Origin of the sequence: Tistrella mobilis, from assembly GCF_039634785.1 — a bacterium.
Taxonomy (GTDB): domain Bacteria; phylum Pseudomonadota; class Alphaproteobacteria; order Tistrellales; family Tistrellaceae; genus Tistrella; species Tistrella mobilis.
Genome location: NZ_JBBIAB010000007.1, coordinates 157,298 through 180,561, shown reverse-complemented (window position 1 = coordinate 180,561; position 23,264 = coordinate 157,298). Strand labels below are relative to the sequence as shown.

At 68.7% G+C, this 23,264-nt stretch carries 19 protein-coding genes and 2 pseudogenes; 17 read left to right on the top strand and 4 right to left on the bottom strand.

The features are described 5' to 3' along the window. The 5 genes and pseudogenes from WI697_RS12365 to WI697_RS12345 all read left to right on the top strand — a co-directional run bounded on the left by WI697_RS12365 (position 1) and on the right by WI697_RS12345 (position 5,148). A complete protein-coding gene (locus WI697_RS12365) occupies positions 1-702 on the top strand; it encodes a glutathione S-transferase family protein (protein WP_345958662.1) in 702 nt (233 codons plus the stop codon). Continuing rightward, positions 699-1,136, top strand: coding sequence for an acyl-CoA thioesterase (locus WI697_RS12360; RefSeq protein ID WP_062768772.1), 438 nt, complete (start codon positions 699-701; stop codon positions 1,134-1,136). Before WI697_RS12365 ends, WI697_RS12360 begins: the two co-directional genes overlap by 4 nt. After that, positions 1,136-1,626 (top strand): annotated as a pseudogene (locus WI697_RS12355) (YcgN family cysteine cluster protein); the annotation flags it as partial. The gene WI697_RS12360 and the pseudogene WI697_RS12355, both read left to right, overlap by 1 nt. A gap of 81 nt (positions 1,627-1,707) precedes the next feature. Further along, positions 1,708-3,318, top strand: a complete 1,611-nt coding sequence (locus WI697_RS12350; protein ID WP_345958748.1) for a class I adenylate-forming enzyme family protein — start codon at positions 1,708-1,710, stop codon at positions 3,316-3,318. A gap of 147 nt (positions 3,319-3,465) precedes the next feature. Continuing rightward, positions 3,466-5,148: a methyl-accepting chemotaxis protein gene (locus WI697_RS12345; RefSeq protein WP_345958661.1), complete on the top strand. Its 1,683-nt coding sequence runs from the start codon at positions 3,466-3,468 to the stop codon at positions 5,146-5,148. Here the strand turns inward: WI697_RS12345 and WI697_RS12340 are convergent, their stop codons facing one another. Then, positions 5,149-6,006, bottom strand: a complete 858-nt coding sequence (locus WI697_RS12340; RefSeq protein ID WP_345958660.1) for a hypothetical protein — start codon at positions 6,004-6,006, stop codon at positions 5,149-5,151. Between the two features lie 419 nt (positions 6,007-6,425). Here WI697_RS12340 and WI697_RS12335 point away from each other — a divergent pair, with 419 nt between their 5' ends. From WI697_RS12335 to WI697_RS12305, 7 genes are all read left to right on the top strand, one after another. Next, positions 6,426-7,457: a thiamine pyrophosphate-dependent dehydrogenase E1 component subunit alpha gene (locus WI697_RS12335; protein ID WP_197465283.1), complete on the top strand. Its 1,032-nt coding sequence runs from the start codon at positions 6,426-6,428 to the stop codon at positions 7,455-7,457. Positions 7,458-7,462: 5 nt separating this feature from the next. After that, positions 7,463-8,437, top strand: coding sequence for an alpha-ketoacid dehydrogenase subunit beta (locus WI697_RS12330; protein ID WP_345958659.1), 975 nt, complete (start codon positions 7,463-7,465; stop codon positions 8,435-8,437). A gap of 162 nt (positions 8,438-8,599) precedes the next feature. After that, entirely contained in the window at positions 8,600-9,640 is a 1,041-nt protein-coding gene (locus tag WI697_RS12325; RefSeq protein ID WP_345958658.1) for a DctP family TRAP transporter solute-binding subunit, read from the top strand. Positions 9,641-9,752: 112 nt separating this feature from the next. Then, entirely contained in the window at positions 9,753-10,364 is a 612-nt protein-coding gene (locus WI697_RS12320; RefSeq protein ID WP_345958657.1) for a TRAP transporter small permease, read from the top strand. A gap of 2 nt (positions 10,365-10,366) precedes the next feature. Beyond that, on the top strand, positions 10,367-11,671 hold the full coding sequence (locus WI697_RS12315; RefSeq protein WP_345958747.1) for a TRAP transporter large permease: 1,305 nt from the start codon (positions 10,367-10,369) through the stop codon (positions 11,669-11,671). A 153-nt stretch (positions 11,672-11,824) separates the two neighbouring features. Further along, on the top strand, positions 11,825-13,597 hold the full coding sequence (locus WI697_RS12310) for a thiamine pyrophosphate-binding protein (protein ID WP_345958656.1): 1,773 nt from the start codon (positions 11,825-11,827) through the stop codon (positions 13,595-13,597). Positions 13,598-13,696: 99 nt separating this feature from the next. Beyond that, positions 13,697-14,284, top strand: a complete 588-nt coding sequence (locus WI697_RS12305; RefSeq protein ID WP_062768751.1) for an AAA family ATPase — start codon at positions 13,697-13,699, stop codon at positions 14,282-14,284. A 116-nt stretch (positions 14,285-14,400) separates the two neighbouring features. Here the strand turns inward: WI697_RS12305 and WI697_RS12300 are convergent, their stop codons facing one another. Next, positions 14,401-16,002 (bottom strand): peptide chain release factor 3, encoded by a 1,602-nt coding sequence (locus WI697_RS12300; RefSeq protein WP_156503342.1) that lies wholly within the window; start codon positions 16,000-16,002, stop codon positions 14,401-14,403. Positions 16,003-16,143: 141 nt separating this feature from the next. Further along, a complete protein-coding gene (locus WI697_RS12295; RefSeq protein WP_345958655.1) occupies positions 16,144-16,962 on the bottom strand; it encodes an alpha/beta family hydrolase in 819 nt (272 codons plus the stop codon). 149 nt (positions 16,963-17,111) lie between these two features. On the opposite strand from WI697_RS12295, the pseudogene WI697_RS12290 reads away from it, so the two are divergent. After that, positions 17,112-17,541, top strand: a pseudogene (locus tag WI697_RS12290) (DUF2442 domain-containing protein). 59 nt (positions 17,542-17,600) lie between these two features. On the opposite strand, the gene katG reads toward WI697_RS12290, so the two are convergent. After that, positions 17,601-19,754, bottom strand: coding sequence for a catalase/peroxidase HPI (gene katG, locus WI697_RS12285; protein WP_345958746.1), 2,154 nt, complete (start codon positions 19,752-19,754; stop codon positions 17,601-17,603). Between the two features lie 201 nt (positions 19,755-19,955). Between katG and WI697_RS12280 the strand changes: the two genes are divergently transcribed. The 4 genes from WI697_RS12280 (at position 19,956) to WI697_RS12265 (ending at position 23,211) form a co-directional block, all read left to right on the top strand. After that, complete coding sequence (locus tag WI697_RS12280; protein WP_296715948.1) at positions 19,956-20,387, top strand: SufE family protein; 432 nt, start codon at positions 19,956-19,958, stop codon at positions 20,385-20,387. A 36-nt stretch (positions 20,388-20,423) separates the two neighbouring features. Further along, positions 20,424-21,215, top strand: a complete 792-nt coding sequence (locus WI697_RS12275; protein WP_345958654.1) for an aldolase — start codon at positions 20,424-20,426, stop codon at positions 21,213-21,215. 122 nt (positions 21,216-21,337) lie between these two features. After that, the gene (locus tag WI697_RS12270) at positions 21,338-21,724 is read left to right on the top strand and encodes an OsmC family protein (protein WP_345958653.1); all 387 of its coding nucleotides are present in this window, start codon (positions 21,338-21,340) and stop codon (positions 21,722-21,724) included. A 47-nt stretch (positions 21,725-21,771) separates the two neighbouring features. Beyond that, positions 21,772-23,211 (top strand): amidase, encoded by a 1,440-nt coding sequence (locus WI697_RS12265; RefSeq protein WP_231889523.1) that lies wholly within the window; start codon positions 21,772-21,774, stop codon positions 23,209-23,211. The last annotated feature ends 53 nt before the right edge of the window (positions 23,212-23,264 follow it).

Sequence of the window (23,264 nt, the reverse complement as noted above, 5' to 3'; positions counted from 1 at the left end):
ATGACCGATGATGCAGCCCCGCTTACCCTGATCGGATCGCCGGGCTGTGGCTCGGCGATCGTCGAGATGGCGCTCGCTCTGCTGGGGCTGCCCCATGTCCTTGAGGATCTGCCCTATCGGGAGCCCGGGCCCGGCCGCGACCGGCTGCTGGCGCTCAACCCCACCGGCAAGGTGCCGGTGCTGGTGATCCCCGGCGCCGCGCCGGATGGGCGCGATCTGGTGATGACCGAAACTGCCGCCATCCTGCTGCATCTGGCCGATCTGGCCGGCCCGCGCGGGGCGGAACTGGTGCCGGCGGCGGGCGATCCGCTCCGGCCCGTCTTCCTGCGCTGGCTGGTCTTCCTGGTGGCTGAAATCTATCCGGCGGTCACCGTGCCCGAACATGCCGACGATGCCGGCCTGGCAGGCGAACCGCTCGCCGGTTTCCGCGCCGGCATGCAGGTGCGGCGCGACGGGCTGTGGCGGATGCTCGAAGCCGCGGCCGACCCCGCCGGGCCCTGGTTCCTGGGCAGCCGCTTCTCTGCCATCGATCTTTATCTGGTCGTGATGAGCGCCTGGACCGGCGGGCGTGCCCGCTTTGCCGGGGTAACCCCGCATCTGGGCGCCATCGCCGGCAGGGCTCGGGCCGTGCCCCGGGTCGCGGCCGTGCTCGCCCGCCATGGCGACATCCAAGACCCGCTCCAGGACGGAGAGACCGCATGACCACGCCGGCCCGCGGCACCCGCGCCGACTATCGCCATTTCCTGCCGATCACCACCCGGTGGATGGACAACGACGTCTATGGCCATGTGAACAACGTGGTCTATTACAGCTATTTCGACACTGTGGTGAACGAGTACTTGATCCGCCGCGACGCGCTCGACATCCATGGCGGCAACGTCATCGGCCTGGTCGTCGAAAGCGCCTGCCGTTACATGGCCTCGCTCGCCTTCCCCGAGCCGGTGACCGCCGGCCTGCGCGTCGGCCGGCTCGGCAACAGCTCGGTCGCCTACGAGATCGCGCTGTTCGACGGCGATGCCGATCTGGCGGCCGCCGAGGGCCGGTTCGTGCATGTCTATGTCGACCGCAAGACCCGCCGGCCGGTGCCGCTGCCGCCGGCGCTCAGGGCCGCTCTCGAACCGCTGGTGGTGGGCTGATGTCGGCAGGTGCGGCCGGCAGCGGCATCCCGTTCTGGAAGGCGAAGCCGCTCGACCGGTTGAGCGGCGAGGAATGGGATGCCCTCTGCGACGGCTGCGGCAAGTGCTGCCTGGTCAAGATGGAGGACGAGGACACCGGTGCGGTGCTCTCGACCGATGTCGCCTGCCGTCTGCTCGACTGCGACAGCTGCCGCTGCCGCGACTATCCCAACCGCAAGGCCATCGTGCCCGATTGCGTGGTGCTGACGCCCGACAATCTGGGCGCGCTCGACTGGATGCCGGCCACCTGCGCCTACCGGCTGGTGGCGGAAGGCCGCGATCTGCCCTGGTGGCATCCGCTGGTCTCGGGCGATCCGGGATCCGTCCGCCGCGCCGGGGTCGGCGCCCATGGCCGGGTGGTCTCGGAAGAGACGGTGGACGAGGATCGGCTGTTCGACCGGGTCGCCTCCTGGCCCGATTAATTCCGCAGCGCGGACGCCGGGGCCGCCGTCTTGACCGCTGCGATGCGGGGGCGTTCGATGGTCGCAACCATGACGCCGCGCAGAACGCGGCACCGGAGGACCGCCAGACCATGCGCCGCCAGACTTTGACCGACCATATCCGCGACAACGCCGACGCTTTCCAGAACATCAGCGACGCGATCCGCGCCCATGCCGCCGAACGGCCCGGCGCACCGGCCGTCGAGGACGAGACCACCTCCCTCGACTGGCAGGGCTTCAATGCCCGGATCGATGCCATCGCCGCCGCCCTTCAGCAGGACGGGATCGGTCGCGGCGACAAGGTCGCGATGCTGGCCCGCAATGCGGTCGACGTGCTGGCGCTCTATATGGCGACCTTGCGGGCCGGCGCCTGCGCGGTGCCGCTCTCGACGCTGGCGAGTGCCGAACAGCTGGCGGCGATGGTACAGGATTCCGGCGCCCGCCTGCTGGCGGTGGATGCCTATTCGCTGCCGCTGATCGAACCGGCGCTGGATCGGCTGGGCGATGCCCGGCTGATCGGCTTCGACATGGCGACCGGCGGCGAGTGGCCCGGCGGCGAGTGGACCGGCTTTGCCGACTGGCTGGCCTCTGCCCCCGCCACGCCTGCCCCGGTGGTGATCGAGGCGCTCGACCTCTTCAACATCATCTACAGCTCGGGCACCACCGGGGTGCCCAAGGGCATCGTCCACAGCCATCAGATGCGCGGTGCGCAGACCCGGCGCATCCAGACCATGGGCTTCGGCCCCGACACCGTGTCGATCGTCTCGACCCCGATCTATTCCAACACCACGCTGGCCGCCCTGCTGCCGACGGTGCTGTTCGGCGGGCTTGCGGTGCTGATGGCCAAATTCGATGCCGGCCGCTTCCTGGAACTGGCCGAGGCGAAGCGGGCGACCCATGCCATGCTGGTGCCGGTGCAGTATACCCGCATCCTCGACCATCCGGATTTCGACCGCCGCGACCTGTCGTCCTTCCAGATGAAGCTGTCGACCAGCGCGCCGCTCAGGGCCGAGGTGAAGCGCGAGATCGCCCGGCGCTGGCCCGGCGGCATGATCGAGATCTACGGCCTGACCGAGGGTGGCATCTCGTGCCTGCTCGACGTCATCGCCTATCCCGACAAGCTCGATACCGTGGGCCGCCCCTCGGCCGGCGCCGAGATCCTGGTGATCGACGAAGAGGGGCGGCAACTGCCCCCGGGGCAGATCGGCGAACTGGTCGGCCGTGGTCCCGCGATGATGAGCGGCTACCACAACCTGGACGAGAAGACCGAGGAAATGCTCTGGCATGACGCCGAGGGCCGGGTGTTCTTCCGCTCGGGCGATATGGGCGCGATCGACGAGGACGGCTTCGTCCGCCTGCTCGACCGGCGCAAGGACATGATCATCTCGGGCGGCTTCAACATCTATGCGGTCGATCTGGAGGCGGTGCTCTTCGCCCATCCGGCCGTCGCCGATGCCGCGGTGATCGGCGTGCCCAGCCGGGAGTGGGGCGAAACCCCGCTCGGACTGGTGGTTCTGAAGCCGGGGCAGCAGGCGACCGCCGAGGAGATCCGCGCCTGGGCCAATGAGCGGCTGGGCAAGGCACAGCGGCTGTCGGCGGTGGAACTGCGCGACGAGCTGCCGCGCAGCCCGATCGGCAAGGTGCTGAAGCGCGAACTGCGCGAGCCCTATAAACAGGCCTTCGAGGCCCGCGCCGCCGTCTGACCCGGCCCCCTTTCCCGCAATATGCGCCTCTCCCTTAACGGTTGTTCCGGTGGACGCGCCGTCTGAGTCATCATTCTGCCATCGGGCGATCGCTCTTGATGGGAGGGAGAGGGCGATACGGTGCCGCCACTCGGATGGAGAGAGTGCATGCGGAGGGTGTTGACGGTCAGGGGCACGCTGTTTGCCGTGCTTGGCCTGTTGGGTGTGGTTGCGGTCCTGGTGGCGATGAACGGGCAGCGTGCCCTGGTTCGGGCGGATGCCGCGCTCGAGCGGGTCTATATCGACAGGGTGATACCGTTGCAGGCGCTGAAGGCGATTTCGGATGCCTATGCGGTGTCCATCGTCGATGCAGCGCACAAGCTCCGGAACGGCAATGCCGATCGCGCGACGACCGCGGCGTCGATCGATGCCGCGCGTGGGCAGATCGCTGCCCGCTGGGCGGAATACCGTGCGGGGTTGTCCGGCGGAGAGGAGGCGGAGCTGGCCGGTGCGGCCGACCGGCTGATGCGCGCCGCCGATGTGGAAGTCGGCCGTCTGGCGGCGATCGTGGCCGCAAGCGACACCGACGGTCTCGATCGTTTCGTACGCGACACCCTGTATGCGGCGATCGATCCGGTGACGGCCTCGATCGATCGTCTGATCGGCGTTCAGGTCAGTTCGGCTGCCACCGTCTACCGCCATGCGCATGATGCCCAGGCGGATGCCGAAGTGTCGTCTCTGGCCCTGATCGTTCTGGCGCTGGTCTCGACGCTTGCCGGCATGCTGCTGGTGGCCTATCGGGTGATCCGGCCCTTCAACCGGCTGACCGGCACGGTTGCCGCCATTGCCGGCGGCGCGCTGGACGCCGAGGTTCCGGCGACGGCCCGCCATGACGAAATCGGTGCCCTGGCCCGGGCGGTTCTGGTGCTGCGCAACGGCAGCGCCGAGGCCGCGCGGCTGCGTGGCGAGCAGGAGAGCCGCCGCCATCAGGCCGAGCAGGAACGGCGGGCCCAGCTGGCCGAGCTGGCCGCACGGTTCGAAACGAGTGTCGGCGGGGCGATGGAGGTCGTGGCCGGCGCGGCCTCGCGCATGACGGTGGTTGCAGGCAATGTCGCCGATGCGGCCCGCCGCACCGATGCCCAGGCCGGCGCCGCATCGGCGGGGGCAGAGCGTGCGGCCAGCCATGTGGAAACGGCGGCGGCGGCGGCCGAGGAATTGTCGGCCTCGATCCGCGAGGTTGCAGGGCAGGTCGGGCGGGCTGCGGTGACCGCCGCACAGGCCGTTAGCGAAGCCGATGCCACCGAGGCGCGTGTCCGCGCCCTGGTCGAGGCGTCGGCACGCATCGACGACGTGATCGCCCTGATCTCGGACATCGCGGCACGGACCAATCTGCTTGCCCTGAATGCGACGATCGAAGCGGCGCGGGCCGGCGAGGCGGGCAAGGGCTTCGCGGTGGTGGCCGGCGAGGTCAAGTCGCTCGCCAATCAGACCGCCAGGGCGACCGGCGAAATCGGCGGGCAGATCGGCGCCATACAGTCGGCCGCGACGGAGATGGTCGAGGCGATGCATCGCATCGGCCGTGTCATCCGCGATATTCAGAGCATGTCGGCGGCCGTGGCCGCGGCGGCCGAAGAGCAGGCGGCGGCCACGGCGGACATCACCCGCACGGTGGTCGAAGCCGCCCGGGCGGCAGGCGACGCCTCGACCAATGCGCGCGGTGTGGGGCGCGACGCCACCGAAACCGGCACCAGTGCCGCGGCGTTGCTCGACGGTGCACGCGAGGTGGACGGACAGACCAATCGGCTGAAGGGGGAGATGGCCGGATTCCTGCGACAGATCCGGGCCGGGTGATCAGGCCGTTTCGATCCGGCCTTCCATGGCGTCCATCAGGATCTCCACCGCTTCCCGCGCCGACTGGCCCTCGCGCAGGCCCAGCGCATGGGCGCGGCGGTTGACCCGGCTGACGAGGCCGTCTTCGTAGGTAGAGGCGGCCTCGCCGATCCGGGCGGTGTTGCAACTGACCACGAAGCCGGCGATGGCCCGGGCGTCGAGCGCGGGCAGACGGGTGGTGCCGGCCTCGTCGATGCCGATGCCGGCATCGTTGTAGCCGGCCGCGAAAGCGTCGGTCTTGAGCGCGTTCCAGGTGTCGCCGCCGATCAGCCCGCCATGACTGCCGGTGATGACCACCTGGCCGGCGTCTTCGGCCTTCACCAGGGCGGCGCTGTCGATCAGCACGATCCGCGGTCCCAGCGGCCCGCGCGGGGCCAGTTCCCGGCGTGCCTCGGCATAGGGGGCCGGCCGGTCGAAGGGCGGGGTGGCGGCGGCCAGGCGTTCGGCCGCCTCGGCACAGCTCTGGCCGGGCTCGACCCCGGCTGCGATCGCGGCGACATTGGCGTAAGAGATGCGGCCGCGCGCCATCATGTCGCGGCCGTCGCCGATCCGGGCGCTGTCGTGGGAAACGGTGGCGGCGGCAAGGCCGATCTTCTGGGCCAGATCCAGCCCGCCGATTCCGGCGCGATCCAGGCCGAGCCCGGCATCGTTCAGGATCACCCCCCTGACCTTCGACACCGCCGCCAGATAGGCGGCATAGACGCCGCCATGGCTGGCGGCCACCAGCACCGCCCCTTCCGCCTCGGGCCCCAGGCGGGTGACGCTGTCGGCCACGATCGGCCTGGTGGCGGCAGAAGGCGGTGTGGTCGTGTCGGCCATGCACGTTTCTCCCTGTCGTCCGGCCGGTGTCGCGGCGCGCCCGGCTTCGTGATCTTCGCTGCGGCCATCATGCCCGGCGGTCGTGCATCCGTCGAGGTCGCGGCACCATGATACGGACCCGGCGCGGCCGGATGCAGCCGGCATCCATGTGACAGGAGATCCATTATATGGAACAGGCGATCTGACCTCTTGTGCTAACAGGGCAATCGGTATGGCGTGCCTTTCGGACGGCCTTGAAAGAAACGACATGGCCGGGTCCAAATATTGGACCTGGATTTGACAGCTCTCGATCACCGCCGTTATCGTCGTTGCGTCGGCGAGGTACCGGACAAGGTGCCACGATCCAAGAATGCGAGCCCGGGCCATCCGAGGCCGGGCAAGACGCAACCGACGGCGGGACAGGGAGGAAAGGTCGGCTCATGACCGGCGGGCAGCACGGCGCCCCAGCGGCGACCGCGAGCAATCACGACATTCCGCGCCTCAAGGCGCTCCACGGGCTGATGGCCCGCATCCGCGCCTTCGAGCGCGCGGCCGAGACCGGGCAGAACCGCGGCCTGGTGCTGGGGGCGGTGCATCTGTCGATCGGCCAGGAGGCGGTGGCCGCGGGCGTCTGTGCGCAGCTGCGCCGCGACGACCTGCTGCTGTCCACCCATCGCGGCCATGGCCATACCCTGGCCAAGGGTGCCGATGCCCGCGCCATGATGCTGGAGCTGCTGGGCAAGGCCGGCGGCACTTCCGACGGCCGCGGCGGGTCGATGCACATCGCCGATTTCTCGGTCGGCATGCTGGGGGCGAATGGTGTCGTCTCCGCCAATATCCCGATCGCGGTGGGCGCCGCCCAGGCGATCCGGCTGAAGGGCGGTGATCAGGTCGTGGTCTGCCTGTTCGGCGACGGCGCGATCAATCGCGGCCCCTTCATGGAAGGTCTGAACTGGGCCAAGGTCTTCAACCTGCCGGTGCTGTTCGTGTGCGAGGACAATGGCTGGTCGGCGACCACCCGCACCTCGACCCTGACGGCCGGCGAAGGCGCCGCCGCCCGCGCCCGCTCCATGGACGTGACCGCGATCGAGATCGACGGCAACGATCTGGTGGCGGTGGACGAGGCGACCCGCGATGCCGTCGCCCGGCTGCGGGCCGGCGAGGGCCCGATCCTGATCCATGCCCGCACCTACCGGCTGCTGGGCCATACCGCTTCCGATCCGGCGGGTTATCGCCCGGCGGGCGAGGCCGAAGGCCGCTGGTCCGGCGATCCGATGCGGCGCAACCGCGCCCTGCTGGAAGCCGCAGGCGTGCCCGCGGCCGAACTCGACGCGCTGGAACAGGCGGCGACCGACGAGATGACCGCAGCGCTGGATGCGGCCGAGGCGGCCCCCTGGGCACCCGCGGCGCTGGCGCTCGAGGATGTGCAGGATGCCGGTGCGCCGGCGCGCTTCTGGACCCGGGAAGGCTGAGACCCATGGCCGACATCACCTATCTCGAAGCCGGCCGGCTGGCGCTTGCCGAGGAAATGGACCGCGACCCGCTGGTCTGGGCGCTGGGCGAGGATCTGGGCCGCGGCGGCGTGTTCAAGCAGTATGACGGTCTGCAGGCCCGTTTCGGCGCGAACCGCATCGTCGACACCCCGATTTCGGAATCGACCATCATGGGCGCTGCCGTCGGTGCTGCGATGAGCGGCACCCGGCCGGTGGTCGAGATGCGCTTTTCCGATTTCGCGCTCTGCGCCGTCGACGAGCTGGTCAATCAGGCGGCCAAGGCCCGCTACATGTTCGGCGGCCAGACCCGCGTGCCGCTGGTGGTGCGCGAGCCGATCGGCATGTGGCGGTCATCCGCCGCCCAGCACTCGCAGTCGCTGGAAGCCTGGTACGCCCATATCCCCGGCCTGGTGGTCACCGTGCCGGCGACGCCGGCCGACAACTATGCCCTGCTCAAGGCGGCGATCCGCTCCGACGATCCGGTCGTGCATATGGAGCACAAGAACCTCTGGGCGTTGAGCGGCCCCGCGGCGGAAAGCGATGCGCCGGCCGAATTCGGCCGGGGGATCGTGCGCCGGGCCGGCACCGACATCACCCTGGTGACCTGGTCGGCGACGGTCTGGACGGCACTGGATGCCGCCGCGGCGCTGGGGGTGGAGGGGATCAATGTCGAGGTGATCGACCTGCGCACCCTCTGGCCCTGGGATCGGGAGCTGGTGCTGGAAAGCGTGTCCCGCACCCGCCGCGCCCTGGTGGTGCACGAGGCGGTGCAGGCCGGCGGCTTCGGTGCCGAGATCGCGGCGACCATCGCCGAGGAACTGCATCACCGTCTGGAGGGGCCGGTCCGGCGCCTGGGCGCGCCGCGCGCACCGGTGCCCTATGCGCCGCCGATGGAATCCGAACTCAAGATTACCGCCGGCGATGTCTGCAAGGCGGTCAAGGTGGCCCTGGGGCGCTGAACCCGGGCCGGGATCGACAGGGACCACCGATCGGAAAACGCGACGCGCGTCACACGTTGCGGCTTTCCCAAAGGCGCAAAGAACGCCGAGAATGGAGACCGTGGCGGGTGCGGCCGGGATCCGCACCCGCGACCGAAAAGATCCTAGGGAGGAAACGAAGCGATGATGATGCGTGTCTTCAAGGCGACTGCCGGCGCGGTCGCGGCCGCGGCGCTGCTGGCCACGGCCCTGAGCGGTGCCCAGGCGGCCGACTACAAGGAAGAATACAAGGTCTCGACCGTCGTGCCGGCGCCGTTCCCGTGGGGCCTGGCCGCCGAGAAGTGGGTCGAGCTGGTCCGCGAGCGCTCGGACGGGCGGATCAACATGAAGGTCTATCCCGGCGCGCAGCTGGTCTCGGGCGACCAGACCAAGGAATTCTCGGCGATGCGCCAGGGCATCATCGACATGGCCGTCGGCTCGACCATCAACTGGTCGCCGCAGGTCAAGGAACTGAACATCTTCTCGATGCCGTTCCTGATGCCGGATCATGCCGCGATCGACGCCCTGACCCAGGGCCCGGTCGGCAAGGAGCTGTTCGACATCATCGAAAAGCGGGGCGTGGTGCCGCTCGGCTGGGCCGAAAACGGCTTCCGCGAGCTCACCAACTCCAAGCGTGACATCAAGACCCCGGCGGATCTGAACGGCCTGAAGATCCGCGTGGTCGGTTCGCCGCTCTATCTGGATACCTTCACCGCCCTGGGTGCCAACCCCACCCAGATGAGCTGGGCGGATGCCCAGCCGGCGCTGGCGACCGGCGCGGTCGACGGCCAGGAGAACCCGCTCAGCATCTTCACCGTCGCCAAGCTGCAGAATGTCGGCCAGAAGCACGTCACCCTCTGGGGCTATGTCGCCGATCCGCTGATCTTCGGCGTCAGCAAGCGGGTCTGGGACACCTTCACCCCTGAGGATCAGGACCTGCTGCGCAAGGCCGCCCAGGATGCCGGCGCCTATGGCATTCAGGTCGCCCGCAAGGGCATCACCGCCCAGGACGATTCGACCCTGAAAGAGATCGAGGGCCTGGGCGTGACCATCACCCGTCTGTCGGATGCCGAGCGTCAGGCCTTCGTCGACGCCACCCGCGGCGTCTACGAGAAGTGGGCGAAGGAGATCGGCCCCGAGCTGGTGAAGACGGCGGAAGAATCGGTCGCCAACCGCAAGAAGTGAGCCTCTGCCGGGGCGGCCCTGCTGCCGCCCCGGGCCTCACCCGGCGGCCTTCTGCCGAAGCGGGCGTCCTGGATGCCCGCCCCTCACAGCCTTCAACCGGGGAACGACTGCCGTGGCCTCCAGCCCCGAGCATGACGACGTGCCGGAAGCGGTCCGCGAGGTCGACCGCCCGGTCGTCAGCGGTCGTATCGAAGAATTCATTGCCGCCCTCGCGATGGCCGGAATCTGCGTGATCAGTTTCGGCAATGTCGTGGTGCGCTACGTCACCAACGCCTCGTTCGCCGCCACCGAGGAACTCTCGATCTTCCTGCTGGTGGTGATGACCATGGTGGGGGCCTCGCTCGCCTTCATCCGCGGCGGGCATATCCGGATCACCGCCATCGTCGACCGCCTGCCCCGCCGGCCGCGCATGGGCCTGATCATGGTCACCCATCTGCTGACCATGATCATGTTCGCCCTGGTCGCCTGGTATGGCTGGCTGCTGACCCTGGACGAGATGGAATACGGCGAAACCTCGCCGGCCCTGGGCTATCCGAGCTGGATCTACACCATCTGGCTGCCGCTGGTTTCGATCGCGATCATCCTGCGTGTCATCGGCCGTGCCCACAGGGAATGGCGGGCCTTCCGCACCCACGAGACCGCCGTCGACATCGCCACCGGCGATGATGTGCTGCCGGGGGATGCGGCGGATCTTACCGGGCCCAAGCGGGGGACGAGCCTCTGATGCTGACCGCAAACGTCTTCCTTATCGGCGCCTTTCTGCTGCTCCTGCTGCTGGGCACGCCGATCGCCGTGGCGCTCGGCCTCTCGGGGGTCGCCGGCATCCTGACCGGGCTCGACCAGTACGCGCTCGGCACCGTCGGTACCAATACCTATAACAGCATCGCGAAATACCCGCTGATCGCGATCCCGCTCTTCGTGCTGACGGGGGTGATCTTTGAACGCTCGGGCGTCGCCCGGCGCCTGGTCGAATTCGCCGCCTATTTCGTCGGCCCCCGCCGGGGGGGTCTCGCGGTCGTCGCCATTCTGGTCTGCATGATCATGGGCGGCATGGCGGGGTCGGGTCCCGCGGATGCGGCTGCGGTTGCGACGGTGATGATCCCCAGCATGCGGCGTGTCGGCTATCCGGCCGCCTTCTCGGCCAGTGTCATCGCATCTGCCGCCTCTACCGCCATCCTCATCCCGCCCTCGATCGCGCTGATCGTCTATGGCGTGATGGTGCCGGGAACCGATATCCGCGCGCTCTTCGCGGCCGGCCTGATCCCGGGCATCCTGTCGGGGCTGTTCATCGCCATCCCCACCCTGATCATCTCGCGCCGCCAGGGCTTCGGTGCCGCCGAAGCCGGCGAACAGGGGCCGCGCCGTCGCTTCCTGGACGTGTTCATCCAGGCGCTGCCGGGGCTGATGGCGCCGGTGATCATCCTGGGCGGCCTGCGCACCGGCCTGTTCACGCCCACCGAAACCGCGGTCGTCGCCGTGTTCTACGGCATCTTCATCGGCCTCTTCGTCTACCGGGAACTCAGGTTCCGCGACATCTACAAGGCGCTCGCCGAAAGTGCCGAAACCTCGGCGGTGATCATGCTGATCATCGCGCTGGCCGGCATCTTCGCCTGGGCCGGCGGCACGCTCGGCGCCTTCGACAGCGCAGCCCGCGGCCTGCTGGACCTCACCGACAACGGCTGGGTCATTCTGGGCATGATCATGGTGATCCTGCTCTTCGCCGGCATGGTGCTCGACGGGGTGTCGATCTATCTGATCACCCTGCCGCTGATCGTGCCGATCGCCCAGACCTATGACTGGAACCTCACCTGGCTGGGCGTGCTGATGGCGATGAACATCGCGATCGGCCAGTTCACGCCGCCGGTTGCCGTGAACCTGATCGTGACCGCCCGCATCGCCAAGGTGCCGATCGAAGAGACGGTGCCCTGGGTGATCTGGATGGTGCTGGCCATGGTGCTGCTGCTCGCCCTGCTGATGGCGGTGCCGGACCTCGCCCTCTGGCTGCCGAAGACCCTGGGCTACGTCGTCTGACACAGCCCGCCTGAACCACGAACCCTTCCGACACCTCCGGCCCACGGGCTGCGCCTCCCCCAGGCGCGGCCCGACGGGTGGGGTGTGCTCTGATCCCCACCGATTCCCATCGGTTTTTCCCGACCTTCCCTGATCCATAAGGATGACCCGACAATGACGACGCGCGACGCAGGCACCGCAGCCGGTGCCAATGCACTGCCCGACGGCCCGATCACCGGCGGTGAAGCGCTCGCCCGCATGCTGCTTGCCCATGGCATCGGCCCGCTCTTCGGCATGGGCGGCTTTCAGCTGCTGCCGTTCTACGATGCCTGCCGGCGGCTGGGCCTCTCGCATGCCCTGATCAATGACGAGCGCTGCGGCGCCTTCGCGGCCGACGCCTATGCCCGCGTCACCGGCCGGGTCGGCGTCTGCGATGCGACGCTCGGGCCGGGCGCCACCAATCTGGTGACGGCGCTGGTCGAGAGCTACAATGCCGGCGTGCCGATCGTCGCCATCGTCGGTGACACCCATCGCGACCACTCCTGGAAGAACATGACCCAGGAGACCCGCCAGCTCGACATTCTGCGGCCGGTGGTCAAGGAAGTGATCCGGGTGGAGCGCACCCACCGCATCCCCGAACTCGTCCGCCGCGCCTTCGCCGTCGCGACCTCGGGCCGCCCCGGCCCGGTGCTGCTCGACGTGCCGGAAGACGTCGCCCATGACGAGATCGTCTTCCAGGCCTCGGACTTCTATGCCGATCCGGCCGCCGAGGCGGCGCCCTCGCTGCGCTGCCGCCCGGCTTCGGCCGATCTGGCCCGTGCGGCCGATCTGCTGGCCAAGGCCGAGCGCCCGGTGATCCTGGCCGGCGGCGGCGTGCATCTGTCGCAGGCGGCACCGGCGCTGGAAGCCTTCGCCCATGCCTTCGGCATTCCGGTCGCCCACACGCTTTCGGGCAAGGGCGCGATCGCCTGCACCGATCCGCTGTCGCTCGGCATCTTCGGCCGCTACAGCCGCATCGCCAACGACGTGATCGAAACCGCCGACGTGATCCTCGCCATCGGCTGCAAGCTGGGCGAGATCGCGACCAAGCGCTACAGCGTGCCGCCCGCGGGCAAGACGCTGATCCATCTCGACATCCTGGCCGAGGAATTCGACCGCTGCTATCCCGCGACCGTCCGGCTCTGGGGCGATGCGCGCGAAGGCATCGAGGCGCTGACGGAAAAGCTCGCGCCCACCGCCGAGGCGGCCCGGGCGGCGCGTGCGGGCTATGCCACCGAAATCGGTGAGCGCATGGCCAAATGGCGGGCCGAGGTGGCGCCGAAGCTCAGCTCCGACGAGCGGCCGATCACCATGGCCCGGCTGATGACCGAGGTGACCAAGGCCCTGCCGGCCGATGGTCTGCTGGTCGCCGATGGCGGTTTCGCGGCCCATTGGGGTGGGCTCTTGTTCGACACCAAGCGTGCCGGTCGCGGCTTCGTGCCCGATCGCGGCTTCGCCTCGATCGGCTATGGCCTGCCCGGTGCGATGGGCTGCGCGCTGGCGGCCCCCGGCCGGCCGGTGATGGCGCTGACCGGTGACGGCGGCTTCAACATGACGCTGGGCGAGCTTGAGACCGCGCTGCGCATGAACCTCGCCTTCACCCTGATCATCGTCAACAACGCGGCGTCCGGCTATGTGAAGGCGCTGCAGCACCTGATGTACGGCACCGGCAATTACCAGTCGAGCGATCTGCGCGAGATGAACTACGCGAAGATCGCCGAGACCATGGGCGCCAGGGGCATCCGGGTCGAGAATCCGGACGATCTGCCGGGGGCATTGGCGGCGGCGATGGCCGAACGCGGCCGCCCGACGGTGCTCGACGTCGTGGTGACCCGCGATCCGGCCAATATGCTGCCGGGCGTCGACAGCCGGGCGGTGAAGGCGAAGAAGGGTGACCGCGTCGCCTGATCGGCCGCGGCCGGATCAGCAGAATACCTGATCCCGAAGGGGGCTCCGTGCTAGTCTGACGTGGTGTCATCCCATCGTCACGTGTACGGAGCCCCCATCATGACCGAGACCACGCCCCGGCGCCCGCGGATCGCCGTTACCGGCAGTGCCGGCACGGGCAAGACCACGCTGGTCGATGCGCTTGGCCGCCATTTCGGCCTGCCGGTGGTGCCCGAGCATATGCGCAGCCGGATCGAGGCCGGGCTCGACCTGCACAAGCTGGAATGGCCGCAATTCCGCGCGCTGATCCGCGAGCTTTACGACGAACATCTGGCGGCACGCGATGCCGCGATCGCCGAAACCGGCGGCGCCGTCACCGATCGCTGCCCGCTGGACACGCTGGGCTTCTGGCTGCATTACGGCTTCGGCTCCGACGAGGCGGAAACCGATGCGCTGGCGGCGGATGCCGTCGCCCAGATGGCGCCGCTCGATCTGGTGGTGATCCTGCCCGCGGGCGCCATACCCTTCGTCGCCGACGGCGTCCGCTCGCCCAATCACTGGCTGCAGATCAAGTTCCAGATCCTGATCGAGGGCCTGCTGGAACGCTTTGCCCCCGACGTGCCTGTGCTGCGCATGCCAGCCGACGTGCTCGACCCCCAGGCCCGCATCGACGCGGTGCTGGCGGCTCTGCCCGAAGGGGTGCGGTGAGGGGAGAAGAAGAAGGTGGATCCCCGCCTGCGCGGGGATGACGGCTTCCTCTTTTTTAACAGAGGGTTAGCCCCGCGCAAGCGGGGTTCCCCCTGTTTCGGGCAGGAGACCTGCCTTCAATTCACCTGGTTTTTGACCTTGTCGAACTTCAGCTTCGGCCAGTCTTCGACCGTGCGGTTCAGGTGCCAGGCGTTGCGGGCCAGGAAGACCGGCCGGCCGGTATGGTCGTCGGAGAGTGCCGAGACGTTGTTCTCGGCGAAGCGCTTCATCTCGGCCGGATCGCCCGACACCCAGCGCGCCGCATAGGCCTCGACCGTTTCATACGACACCGGGATGCCGTATTCGGTGCGGATGCGGTCGGCCAGCACGTCGAACTGCAGAGAGCCCACCACGCCCACCACCCAGGCGGAGGAGGTGATGCGCGGCTTCATGACCGCGGCGACGCCTTCCTCGGCCAGCTGTTCCAGCGCCCGGCCCAGATGCTTGGCCTTCATCGGGTCTTCCGGGCGGATGCGGCGCAGCAGTTCCGGCGCGAAAGAGGGGATGCCGGTGAAGCGGATCTCCTCGCCCTCGGTCAGGCTGTCGCCGATGCGCAGCGTGCCGTGGTTGGGGATGCCGATGATGTCGCCGGCAACCGCCTCGTCGGCGATCTCGCGATCCTGGGCCAGGAACATGACCGGCGCGCTGACATTGACCGCCTTTGTCGATCCCACCGGCAGCAGGCGCATGCCGCGCTTGAAATGGCCCGAGCACAGCCGCACGAAGGCGATGCGGTCGCGGTGCTTCAGATCCATATTCGCCTGGATCTTGAACACGAAGCCGGTGACCTTGTCCTCGTCGGGCGCCACGTCGCGTGGCGTCGCCGGCTGGCGGCGCGGCGAGGGGGCGAGCCGGCCGACGCCTTCCAGCAGTTCGCGCACGCCGAAATTGTTGAGCGCGCTGCCGAAGAAGACCGGGGTCATATGGCCTTCGCGATAGGCCTGCAGGTCGAAGGCCGGGCACAGCTCGCGGACCATGGTCACCTGGTCCTTCAACTCCTGCCACTGGTCGCGGGGCAGGTGCTCGCCGATGGTCGGGTCGTCGAGGCCGGTGACCGAGAACGAGGCGTCGTTGATGCTCGACCGGTCGCCGCGATCCATCAGCACCATGCGGTCGTCCAGCACGTGATAGCAGCCGCGGAAATGGCGGCCCATGCCGATCGGCCAGGCGGCCGGGGTCACGTCCAGCGCCAGGGTCTGTTCGATCTCGTCGATCAGCTCCAGCGGGTCGCGGGCCTCGCGGTCCATCTTGTTGACGAAGGTGATGATCGGCACGTCGCGCAGGCGGCAGACCTCGAACAGCTTGCGGGTCTGTTCCTCGATGCCCTTCGCGGCGTCGATGACCATGATCGCGCTGTCGACCGCGGTCAGCGTGCGGTAGGTGTCTTCCGAGAAGTCCTCGTGGCCCGGCGTGTCGAGCAGGTTGAAGGCGAAGCCGTCATGCTCGAAGCTCATCACCGAGGCCGACACCGAAATGCCGCGCTCGCGCTCCACCTTCAGCCAGTCCGACCGCGCCCGCCGCTGCTCGCCGCGCGCCTTCACCGCACCGGCCATCTGGATGGCGCCGGAGAACAGCAGCAGCTTCTCGGTCAGCGTGGTCTTGCCGGCGTCGGGATGCGAGATGATCGCGAAGGTGCGGCGACGCGCGATCTCGGCGCCGATGTCGGTGATGTCGGTCATGCGCTCGGACGGGTTCGGAGGAAGGGAAGGGCTTGGTTTCGGGAACGGGCTTCGTTTGGGGAAAGGTCTCGGTTTCCCGGGGCGATAGGTAGCGCGTCCGGGCGCGATTTTCCAGGGACTTCGGTCGGAAACCGCGTCGCATCACCCCCCGACCGCCACGCCCCGGGCCGGTGCCGCGGATGCCCCGGCCGCCATGTCCGGGGCAAGGTCGAGGAAGGCGAGGATGGCCGAGAGGACGGCGGCCTCGTCCTGGTCCGGCAGATCGGCGTAATCATGCCCGCCCGGCACCGGCAGAATGCGGATGGTTCCGGAGAGGGCATAGCGCCCGGCATCCACCGCCGTGCCATAGGCATCCCGATCCCCCTGGATGATCAGGAAGGGCGTGTCGAGCCGGGCGAGGTGATCGGTGCGGGCCGGGTCTTCATCCTGCGACGGGTGCCTGAAGGGATAGCCGAAGCAGACGAGCCGCGTGATCCTGGGATCCGCGCCGGCCAGCGAGGTCACGATCCCGCCCGCGGAATGGGCGAGGCACCAGATCCGCCTTGCCGGCAGCGTGTCCAGGTAGCCGCGAAGATCGCGCGCGGCAACGACATGCGCGCGCTTCCGCGGCCGGACGGCATAGTCCCAGCGGTCGGGACGGGTGAGCAGGATCATCGATTTGATCAGCCGTTCGACGGTCCACCCGAGGGCAGGCCACCGGCGGCGCAGCGCCCTGACCTGCGGGCCGGCCAGGGCCTCGAACCGGCGGTCGAGCAGCTTGAAGGTCCGGGTGGTGCGCGTCTCCAGCCAGCAGACCGGGATGCCCCGGTCGTGGATCACGCCAATGATCCGGTCGATCATCGACGAGGCCTGCCGATAATTGTTCCGGCCCATGACGATCAGCAGGGTGTCGGCGTCGGGCGACCCCATATGGCGAACCGGCCCGATGCCCGGACTCGCGAAAAAGTGGGAGATCGGCATCGGTGGTTCACTCTGTGCGTTACTGCATCTGGCAGCCTGTTTTAGTGTAAGCGGGTGATGATTGCCTCACAAGCGGGCGTGCGCCAATTCCGTGCGGGGGCAGGTGCATGAGAGCCCGAGGCGTGTTCCGACCTTCGGGAGACCGATCCATGGCCGACCTGACCGATGCCGCAATCGATGCCGCCCTGGAGCGCGGCCGCCTTGCCCATGCGCAGGAACCGCGCGCCGCGGCGGCACGCTATGACCGCACCGCGGGCCTGGTCATCGTCGATCTGGAGAATGGCTGCGTCTTCGCCTTTCCGCCGCGGCTGGTTGCGGGGCTGGATGGGGCAACCGCTGATCAGCTTGCCGCGGTCCGGATCCTCGGCAGGGGTTATGGCCTGCATTGGGAAGAACTGGATGTGGATCTGTCGCTGCCCGGGCTGATGGCGGGGCGCTTCGGTCCCGGGATCTGACCGGACTGGCAGACGGACCTGGATGGCGCGCCGTGCCGGGCAGGCGACATCCGCCGCCAAGGCGGCTGCCGCCTGCGCCAACGGGGCCAAAGGTGGTCGGCCCCGCAAGGCGGCGGGGGGGTAGGCGGCAGGGGAAGGTGAATGCGGCCGTGGCGCTCCCGCGCCACGGCCGCCCATTTCACCTCACATCAGATCAAACCGATCCGCGTCCATCACCTTCGCCCAGGCCGCCACGAAATCCGTGACGAATTTCTCCTGCGCGTCGTCCTGCGCATAGAGTTCCGCATAGGCCCGCAGGATCGAGTTCGAGCCGAAGGTCAGGTCCAGTTCGGTGGCGGTCCATCTGGTGGTGCCGGTGGCGCGGTCGCGGAGGTCGTAGAGGCCGCCGCCGGTCGGGGTCCAGGTCAGGGACATGTCGGTCAGGGTGACGAAGAAGTCGGTGGAGAGCACGCCTTCGCGGCTGGTGAAGACGCCGTGTTTCGTGCCGCCGTGATTGGTGCCGAGCACGCGCATGCCGCCGACCAGCACGGTCATTTCAGGGGCGGTCAGGCCCATGAGCTGGGTGCGGTCGAGCATCAGCTCGGCCGGGCTGACGGCGTAGTCGGCCTTCAGCCAGTTGCGGTAGCCGTCGTGGATCGGCTCCAGCGGGGCGAAGCTGTCGGCGTCGGTCATCTCGTCGGTGGCATCGCCGCGGCCGGGGTGGAAGGGGACGGTGATGACGAACCCGGCCGCCTTGGCCGCCTGTTCGACGCCGAGATTGCCGGCGAGCACGATGACATCGGCGAGGCTCGCGCCGCTTTCCGCCGCGATCGGGCCCAGCACGCCCAGCACCCGGGCGAGGCGGGCCGGCTCGTTGCCCTCCCAATCCTTCTGCGGGGCCAGCCGGATGCGCGCGCCATTGGCGCCGCCGCGCATGTCGGAGCCGCGATAGGTGCGGGCGCTGTCCCAGGCGGTGCTGACCATCTCGGCAACCGAAAGCCCGGCGGCGGCGATCTTGGCCTTCACGGCGTCGACATCCCAGCCGGTCGGGCCGGCCGGCACCGGGTCCTGCCAGATCAGGTCTTCCGCCGGCACGTCGGGGCCGACATAGCGGATTTTGGGGCCCATGTCGCGATGGGTGAGCTTGAACCAGGCGCGGGCGAAGACCTCGGAGAAATACGCCTGATCGGCATAGAACTTCTCGGAAATCGCGCGATAGGCCGGGTCTTTGATCATCGCCATGTCGGCATCGGTCATGATCGGCATGCAGCGGATCGAGGGATCCTCGACATCGACCGGCTTGTCTTCCTCGCGGATATTGACCGGCTCCCACTGCCAGGCGCCGGCCGGGCTCTTGCGCAGCTCCCACTCGTGGTTGAACAGCATGTGGAAATAGCCGTTGTCCCAGCGGGTCGGATGGGTGGTCCAGGCACCCTCGATGCCGCTGGTGATCGTGTCGCGGCCCATGCCGCGGCCGGTGGGGTTGGCCCAGCCCAGGCCCTGCGCCTCGACCGGTGCGCCCTCGGGCTCGGGGCCGAGCAGGCCGGCATCGCCATTGCCATGGGTCTTGCCGACGGTATGGCCGCCGGCGGTCAGCGCCACGGTCTCTTCGTCGTTCATCGCCATGCGGGCGAAGGTCTCGCGGATCGCCTGGGCGGTCTTCAGCGGATCGGGCTGGCCGGCGACCCCTTCCGGGTTCACATAGATCAGCCCCATCTGGACCGCCGCGAGCGGGTTCTCGAGCGAGGTTTCGGCCTCGCTCGCATAGCGCTCCCGCCCGAGCCAGGTGGTCTCGGGGCCCCAGTAGACATCGAGTTCCGGATGCCAGATGTCCTCGCGGCCGAAGGCGAAGCCGAAGGTTTTAAGCCCCATGGTCTCGTAGGCGATGGTGCCGGCCAGCACGATCAGATCGGCCCAGCTGACCCGGTTGCCGTATTTCTTCTTGATCGGCCAGAGCAGGCGCCGCGCCTTGTCGAGGCTGACATTGTCCGGCCAGCTGTTCAGCGGCGCAAAGCGCTGATTGCCGGTGCCGCCGCCGCCGCGGCCGTCGGAGATGCGATAGCTGCCGGCGGCATGCCAGGACAGGCGGATCATCAGCCCGCCGTAATGGCCCCAATCGGCCGGCCACCAGGGCTGGCTGTCGGTCATCAGCGCCCGCATATCCTGCTTCAGCGCCTCGAAATCCAGCGTCTTCAGCGCCTCGCGATAGCTGTAGCCGCGGCCGAGCGGGTTGGTCTTGCTGTCGTGCTGGGACAGGATCTCAAGCTTCAGCGATTTCGGCCACCAGGCCGTTACCGAACTGTCGGCGGTGGTGTTGCCGCCATGCATGACGGGGCATTTACCACCCTGGGGGTTCATCTCGTTCACGTCGTCCTCCTGCCGGGCTCCGCTGTCGGGCTGGTCTTGTTAATGAAGAAGATGAAGATGGATATGGCGTCGGGGGGGAGATGTTCGAGCCGAATTCGTGACAGGGGCGACCGCTGCCTTGCGCTTCTCCCGCCCGGCTCGATATGTTGCCCACCGCACCTCACCCGAGACCGGTCCGGAGACCTGTGCCCCATGGCCAATGCCGCGACGGAAGAGCTGATCGAGAACTTCTCCCTGTTCGACGACTGGGAAGAGCGCTACGCCTATCTGATCGATCTGGGCCGCAAACTGCCGGATCTGCCCGAGGCGGAACGCACGCCCGAGAGCAAGGTCGAAGGCTGCATGAGCCAGGTCTGGCTGTTGAGCGAGGTGGAGCCGGGCAATCCGCCGGTGATCCGCTATCGCGCCGACAGCGACAGCCAGATCGTCCGCGGGCTGATCGCGGTGCTGATGACCGCCTATTCCGGCGAGACCGCCGACCGGATCATCGCCACCGACATCAACGACATCTTCAACCGCATCGGCCTGGACCGGCATCTGAGCCCCAACCGCCGCAACGGCTTCTATGCCATGGTGCAGCGGATCTCGGACACCGCCGCCCAGGCCATGAAGGCCTCGTCCTGATACCCGCCAAGCCCCTTTGCGGAGTGCTGCCCGATCATGGCCCATGAACTGACCGCCACCGGCGAAGCACCCGCGGTGCTGCGCAATTCCTCCATCGACCGGGCGGCGCTGGCCCAGGCGCGTATCGATCTGGCCGCCAGCCTGCGCATGGCGGCGCGTCTGGGCTTCGCCGAGGGGATCTGCAACCATTTCTCGGCGCTGGTCCCGGGGCGGGACGATCTGTTCCTGGTCAACCCCTATGGTCTGGCCTTCGCCGAGGTGACCGCGTCCAGCCTGCTGGTCTGCGATTTCCACGGCAATGTCATCGAGGGCGAGGGCCGGCCCGAGGCGACGGCGTTCTATATCCATGCCCGGCTGCACATGAAGAAGCCCGGCGCGCGGGCCGCCTTCCACACCCATATGCCCAATGCCACGGCCCTGACCATGATCGAGGGCGAACCGCTCTCTCATGCCGGGCAGACCGCGCTCAAATTCCTCGGCCGGACCGCGGTCGACCCGGTCTATAACGGCCTGGCGCTGGATGCGGCCGAAGGCGACCGGATCGCCGCGGCGATGGGCGATGCCGACATCCTGTTCATGCGCAGCCATGGCGTGATGGTCACCGCCCCCTCGATCGCCGAGGCCTGGGACGATCTCTATTATCTGGAACGTGCCGCCGAGGTGCAGATCCGGGCGCTGCAGACCGGACGGCCGCTGATCCCGGTGCCGGCGGATGTGGCGGCCATGACCGCCGCCCAGATGCGCAGCGAGGATGCCGAAAGCGCCCGGCTGCATCTGGAAAGCGTGAAGCGGATCCTGGCGCGGAGCGAGCCCGACTACGCCGGTTGAGCCGGACCCACCGGAGGCACCCGGGGGAGGGGGCGCCGGCGCGCGCCCTCCGTCCGGCTTGCAGCCGGGCGCATGTGGGGGTCTGATGGGGGCACCGACCGACGTGCAGGAGACCCCGACCCATGGCCAGAGCAGAGGCGGCAATCGGTGCCGCACGCTATGCCGTCTCGATCCGGACCGGCAATCATCAACTCGTCGCCGACGAACCGCAGAAACTGGGCGGCGGCGATGCCGGCCCGGCGCCCTATGACCTGCTGCTGGCGAGCCTGGGCGCCTGCACCGCGATCACGCTTAAGATGTATGCCGAGCGAAAACAGTGGCCGCTCAGCGAGGCGAAGGTCGCGCTGCATTACCTGGTCGAGAACGGCACCGGCCGGATCGAGCGGGTGCTGACGCTGGATGGCCCGCTCGACGATGATCAGCGCGCGCGCCTGGCCGACATCGCCGAGCGCACGCCGGTGACGCTGACGCTCAAATCCGGCCTTGCGATCTCGACCCGCCTGTCTTGACCGACAAGCCCGATACCCGGCCCGCCAGAGGCCGGGATCTGCAACCGATGCCCGAGGAAATCCCCATGGACGAGCTGATCAGGGCGACCGCCCGCGATCTGGTCGCGCGGCTGGCGCGCGGCGAGGTGACCCCGAACGACCTGCTGGATGCGCTGGAACGACGGGTCGAGGCGGTGGATGGTGCCGTCAATGCCGTCGTCACCCGCGCCTTCGATCAGGCCCGCGCCGCCGCCCGGCACTGGATGCCGACGACCGACCGCCGCCGCCAGCCCGGCCGGCTGCACGGTCTGCCGGTGGCGATCAAGGACCTGACCGCGACCGCCGGCATCCGCACCACCTATGGCTCGCCGCTCTTCGCCGACAATGTGCCGGCCCGGTCCGACAACGTCGCCGCCCGGCTGGAAGAGCGCGGCGGCATCATCTACGCCAAGACCAACACGCCCGAATTCGGCGCCGGCGCCCAGACCTTCAATGAGGTCTTCGGCACCACCACCAATCCGTGGAATACCAGCCTCACCCCCGGCGGCTCGTCGGGCGGCTCGGCGGTGGCGCTGGCCAGCGGCACGGCCTGGCTGGCGCAGGGGTCGGATCTGGGCGGCTCGCTGCGCATTCCCGCCGCCTTCACCGGGGTGGTGGGCCTGCGGCCGACCCCGGGGCGCGTGCCGCACGGCCCCTCGGTCTCGCCCTTCTCGACGCTGTCGGTCGAGGGGCCGATGGCACGCGATGTGGCCGATCTGGGGCTGATGCTCGATGCCATGGCCGGCCTTCATCCGCGCGATCCCCTGTCGCGCGAGGCGGAGGCGGGGCTGTTCGAAGCTGCGGCGACCGCGCCGCGCAAGCCGCGGCGGGTGGCGGTTTCGGTGGATCTGGGGATCGTGCCGGTGGCGGCGGACGTGCGCGCCGCTTTCGGCCGCGCGGTCGACCGGCTGGCGGCCGAAGGCGTCGAGATCGTGCCGCTGGAGACCAGCTTCGCCGAGGCCGAGAGCGCCTTCAAGGCCCTGCGCGCCGGGCTGATGGCCACCCTGCACGAGGATATGCTGCAGGCCCATCGCGACCGGCTGAAGCCGGATCTGGTCTGGAACATCGAACACGGGCTGGGGCTGGATGCCGCAACCCTCGGCCGGGCCGAGCGGGCGCGGGCGAAGATGACGCTGGATCTGATCGACGAACTTTCCCGCGTCGATCTGGTGCTGACGCCAACCGTGCTGACCCCGCCCTTCCCGCACACCATCCGGGCGCTGGAGGAAATCGAGGGCCATCGGTTCGAGACCTATGTCTCGTGGCTGGCGCTTACCTTCGCGATCACGTTGACCGGCACGCCGGCGATGTCGCTGCCGGCGGGGCGCATGGCCGGCGATCTGCCCTTCGGTCTGCAACTTGTCGGCCGGCCGGCGGATGAGGCAGCATTGCTGACCCATGCCGCCTGGATGGAAACGGTGTTCACACCCGTGCGGGAAGTGCCCGTGGATCCTCGGATTCCGGCTTGAAGACGCATGCGTGAGCAGGCGATCGATTGTCATGCCTATGCGTGATAATTGAA

Coding starts and splice junctions, on each gene's coding strand:
- WI697_RS12265 (WP_231889523.1), top strand. CDS start 21,772: ATGCCCGAGGAAATCCCCATGGACGAGCTGATCAGGGCGACCGCCCGC.
- WI697_RS12335 (WP_197465283.1), top strand. CDS start 6,426: ATGACCGGCGGGCAGCACGGCGCCCCAGCGGCGACCGCGAGCAATCAC.
- WI697_RS12270 (WP_345958653.1), top strand. CDS start 21,338: ATGGCCAGAGCAGAGGCGGCAATCGGTGCCGCACGCTATGCCGTCTCG.
- katG (WP_345958746.1), bottom strand. CDS start 19,754: ATGAACCCCCAGGGTGGTAAATGCCCCGTCATGCATGGCGGCAACACC.
- WI697_RS12280 (WP_296715948.1), top strand. CDS start 19,956: ATGGCCAATGCCGCGACGGAAGAGCTGATCGAGAACTTCTCCCTGTTC.
- WI697_RS12345 (WP_345958661.1), top strand. CDS start 3,466: ATGCGGAGGGTGTTGACGGTCAGGGGCACGCTGTTTGCCGTGCTTGGC.
- WI697_RS12295 (WP_345958655.1), bottom strand. CDS start 16,962: ATGCCGATCTCCCACTTTTTCGCGAGTCCGGGCATCGGGCCGGTTCGC.
- WI697_RS12275 (WP_345958654.1), top strand. CDS start 20,424: ATGGCCCATGAACTGACCGCCACCGGCGAAGCACCCGCGGTGCTGCGC.
- WI697_RS12365 (WP_345958662.1), top strand. CDS start 1: ATGACCGATGATGCAGCCCCGCTTACCCTGATCGGATCGCCGGGCTGT.
- WI697_RS12360 (WP_062768772.1), top strand. CDS start 699: ATGACCACGCCGGCCCGCGGCACCCGCGCCGACTATCGCCATTTCCTG.
- WI697_RS12300 (WP_156503342.1), bottom strand. CDS start 16,002: ATGACCGACATCACCGACATCGGCGCCGAGATCGCGCGTCGCCGCACC.
- WI697_RS12325 (WP_345958658.1), top strand. CDS start 8,600: ATGATGATGCGTGTCTTCAAGGCGACTGCCGGCGCGGTCGCGGCCGCG.
- WI697_RS12305 (WP_062768751.1), top strand. CDS start 13,697: ATGACCGAGACCACGCCCCGGCGCCCGCGGATCGCCGTTACCGGCAGT.
- WI697_RS12340 (WP_345958660.1), bottom strand. CDS start 6,006: ATGGCCGACACGACCACACCGCCTTCTGCCGCCACCAGGCCGATCGTG.
- WI697_RS12350 (WP_345958748.1), top strand. CDS start 1,708: ATGCGCCGCCAGACTTTGACCGACCATATCCGCGACAACGCCGACGCT.
- WI697_RS12310 (WP_345958656.1), top strand. CDS start 11,825: ATGACGACGCGCGACGCAGGCACCGCAGCCGGTGCCAATGCACTGCCC.
- WI697_RS12330 (WP_345958659.1), top strand. CDS start 7,463: ATGGCCGACATCACCTATCTCGAAGCCGGCCGGCTGGCGCTTGCCGAG.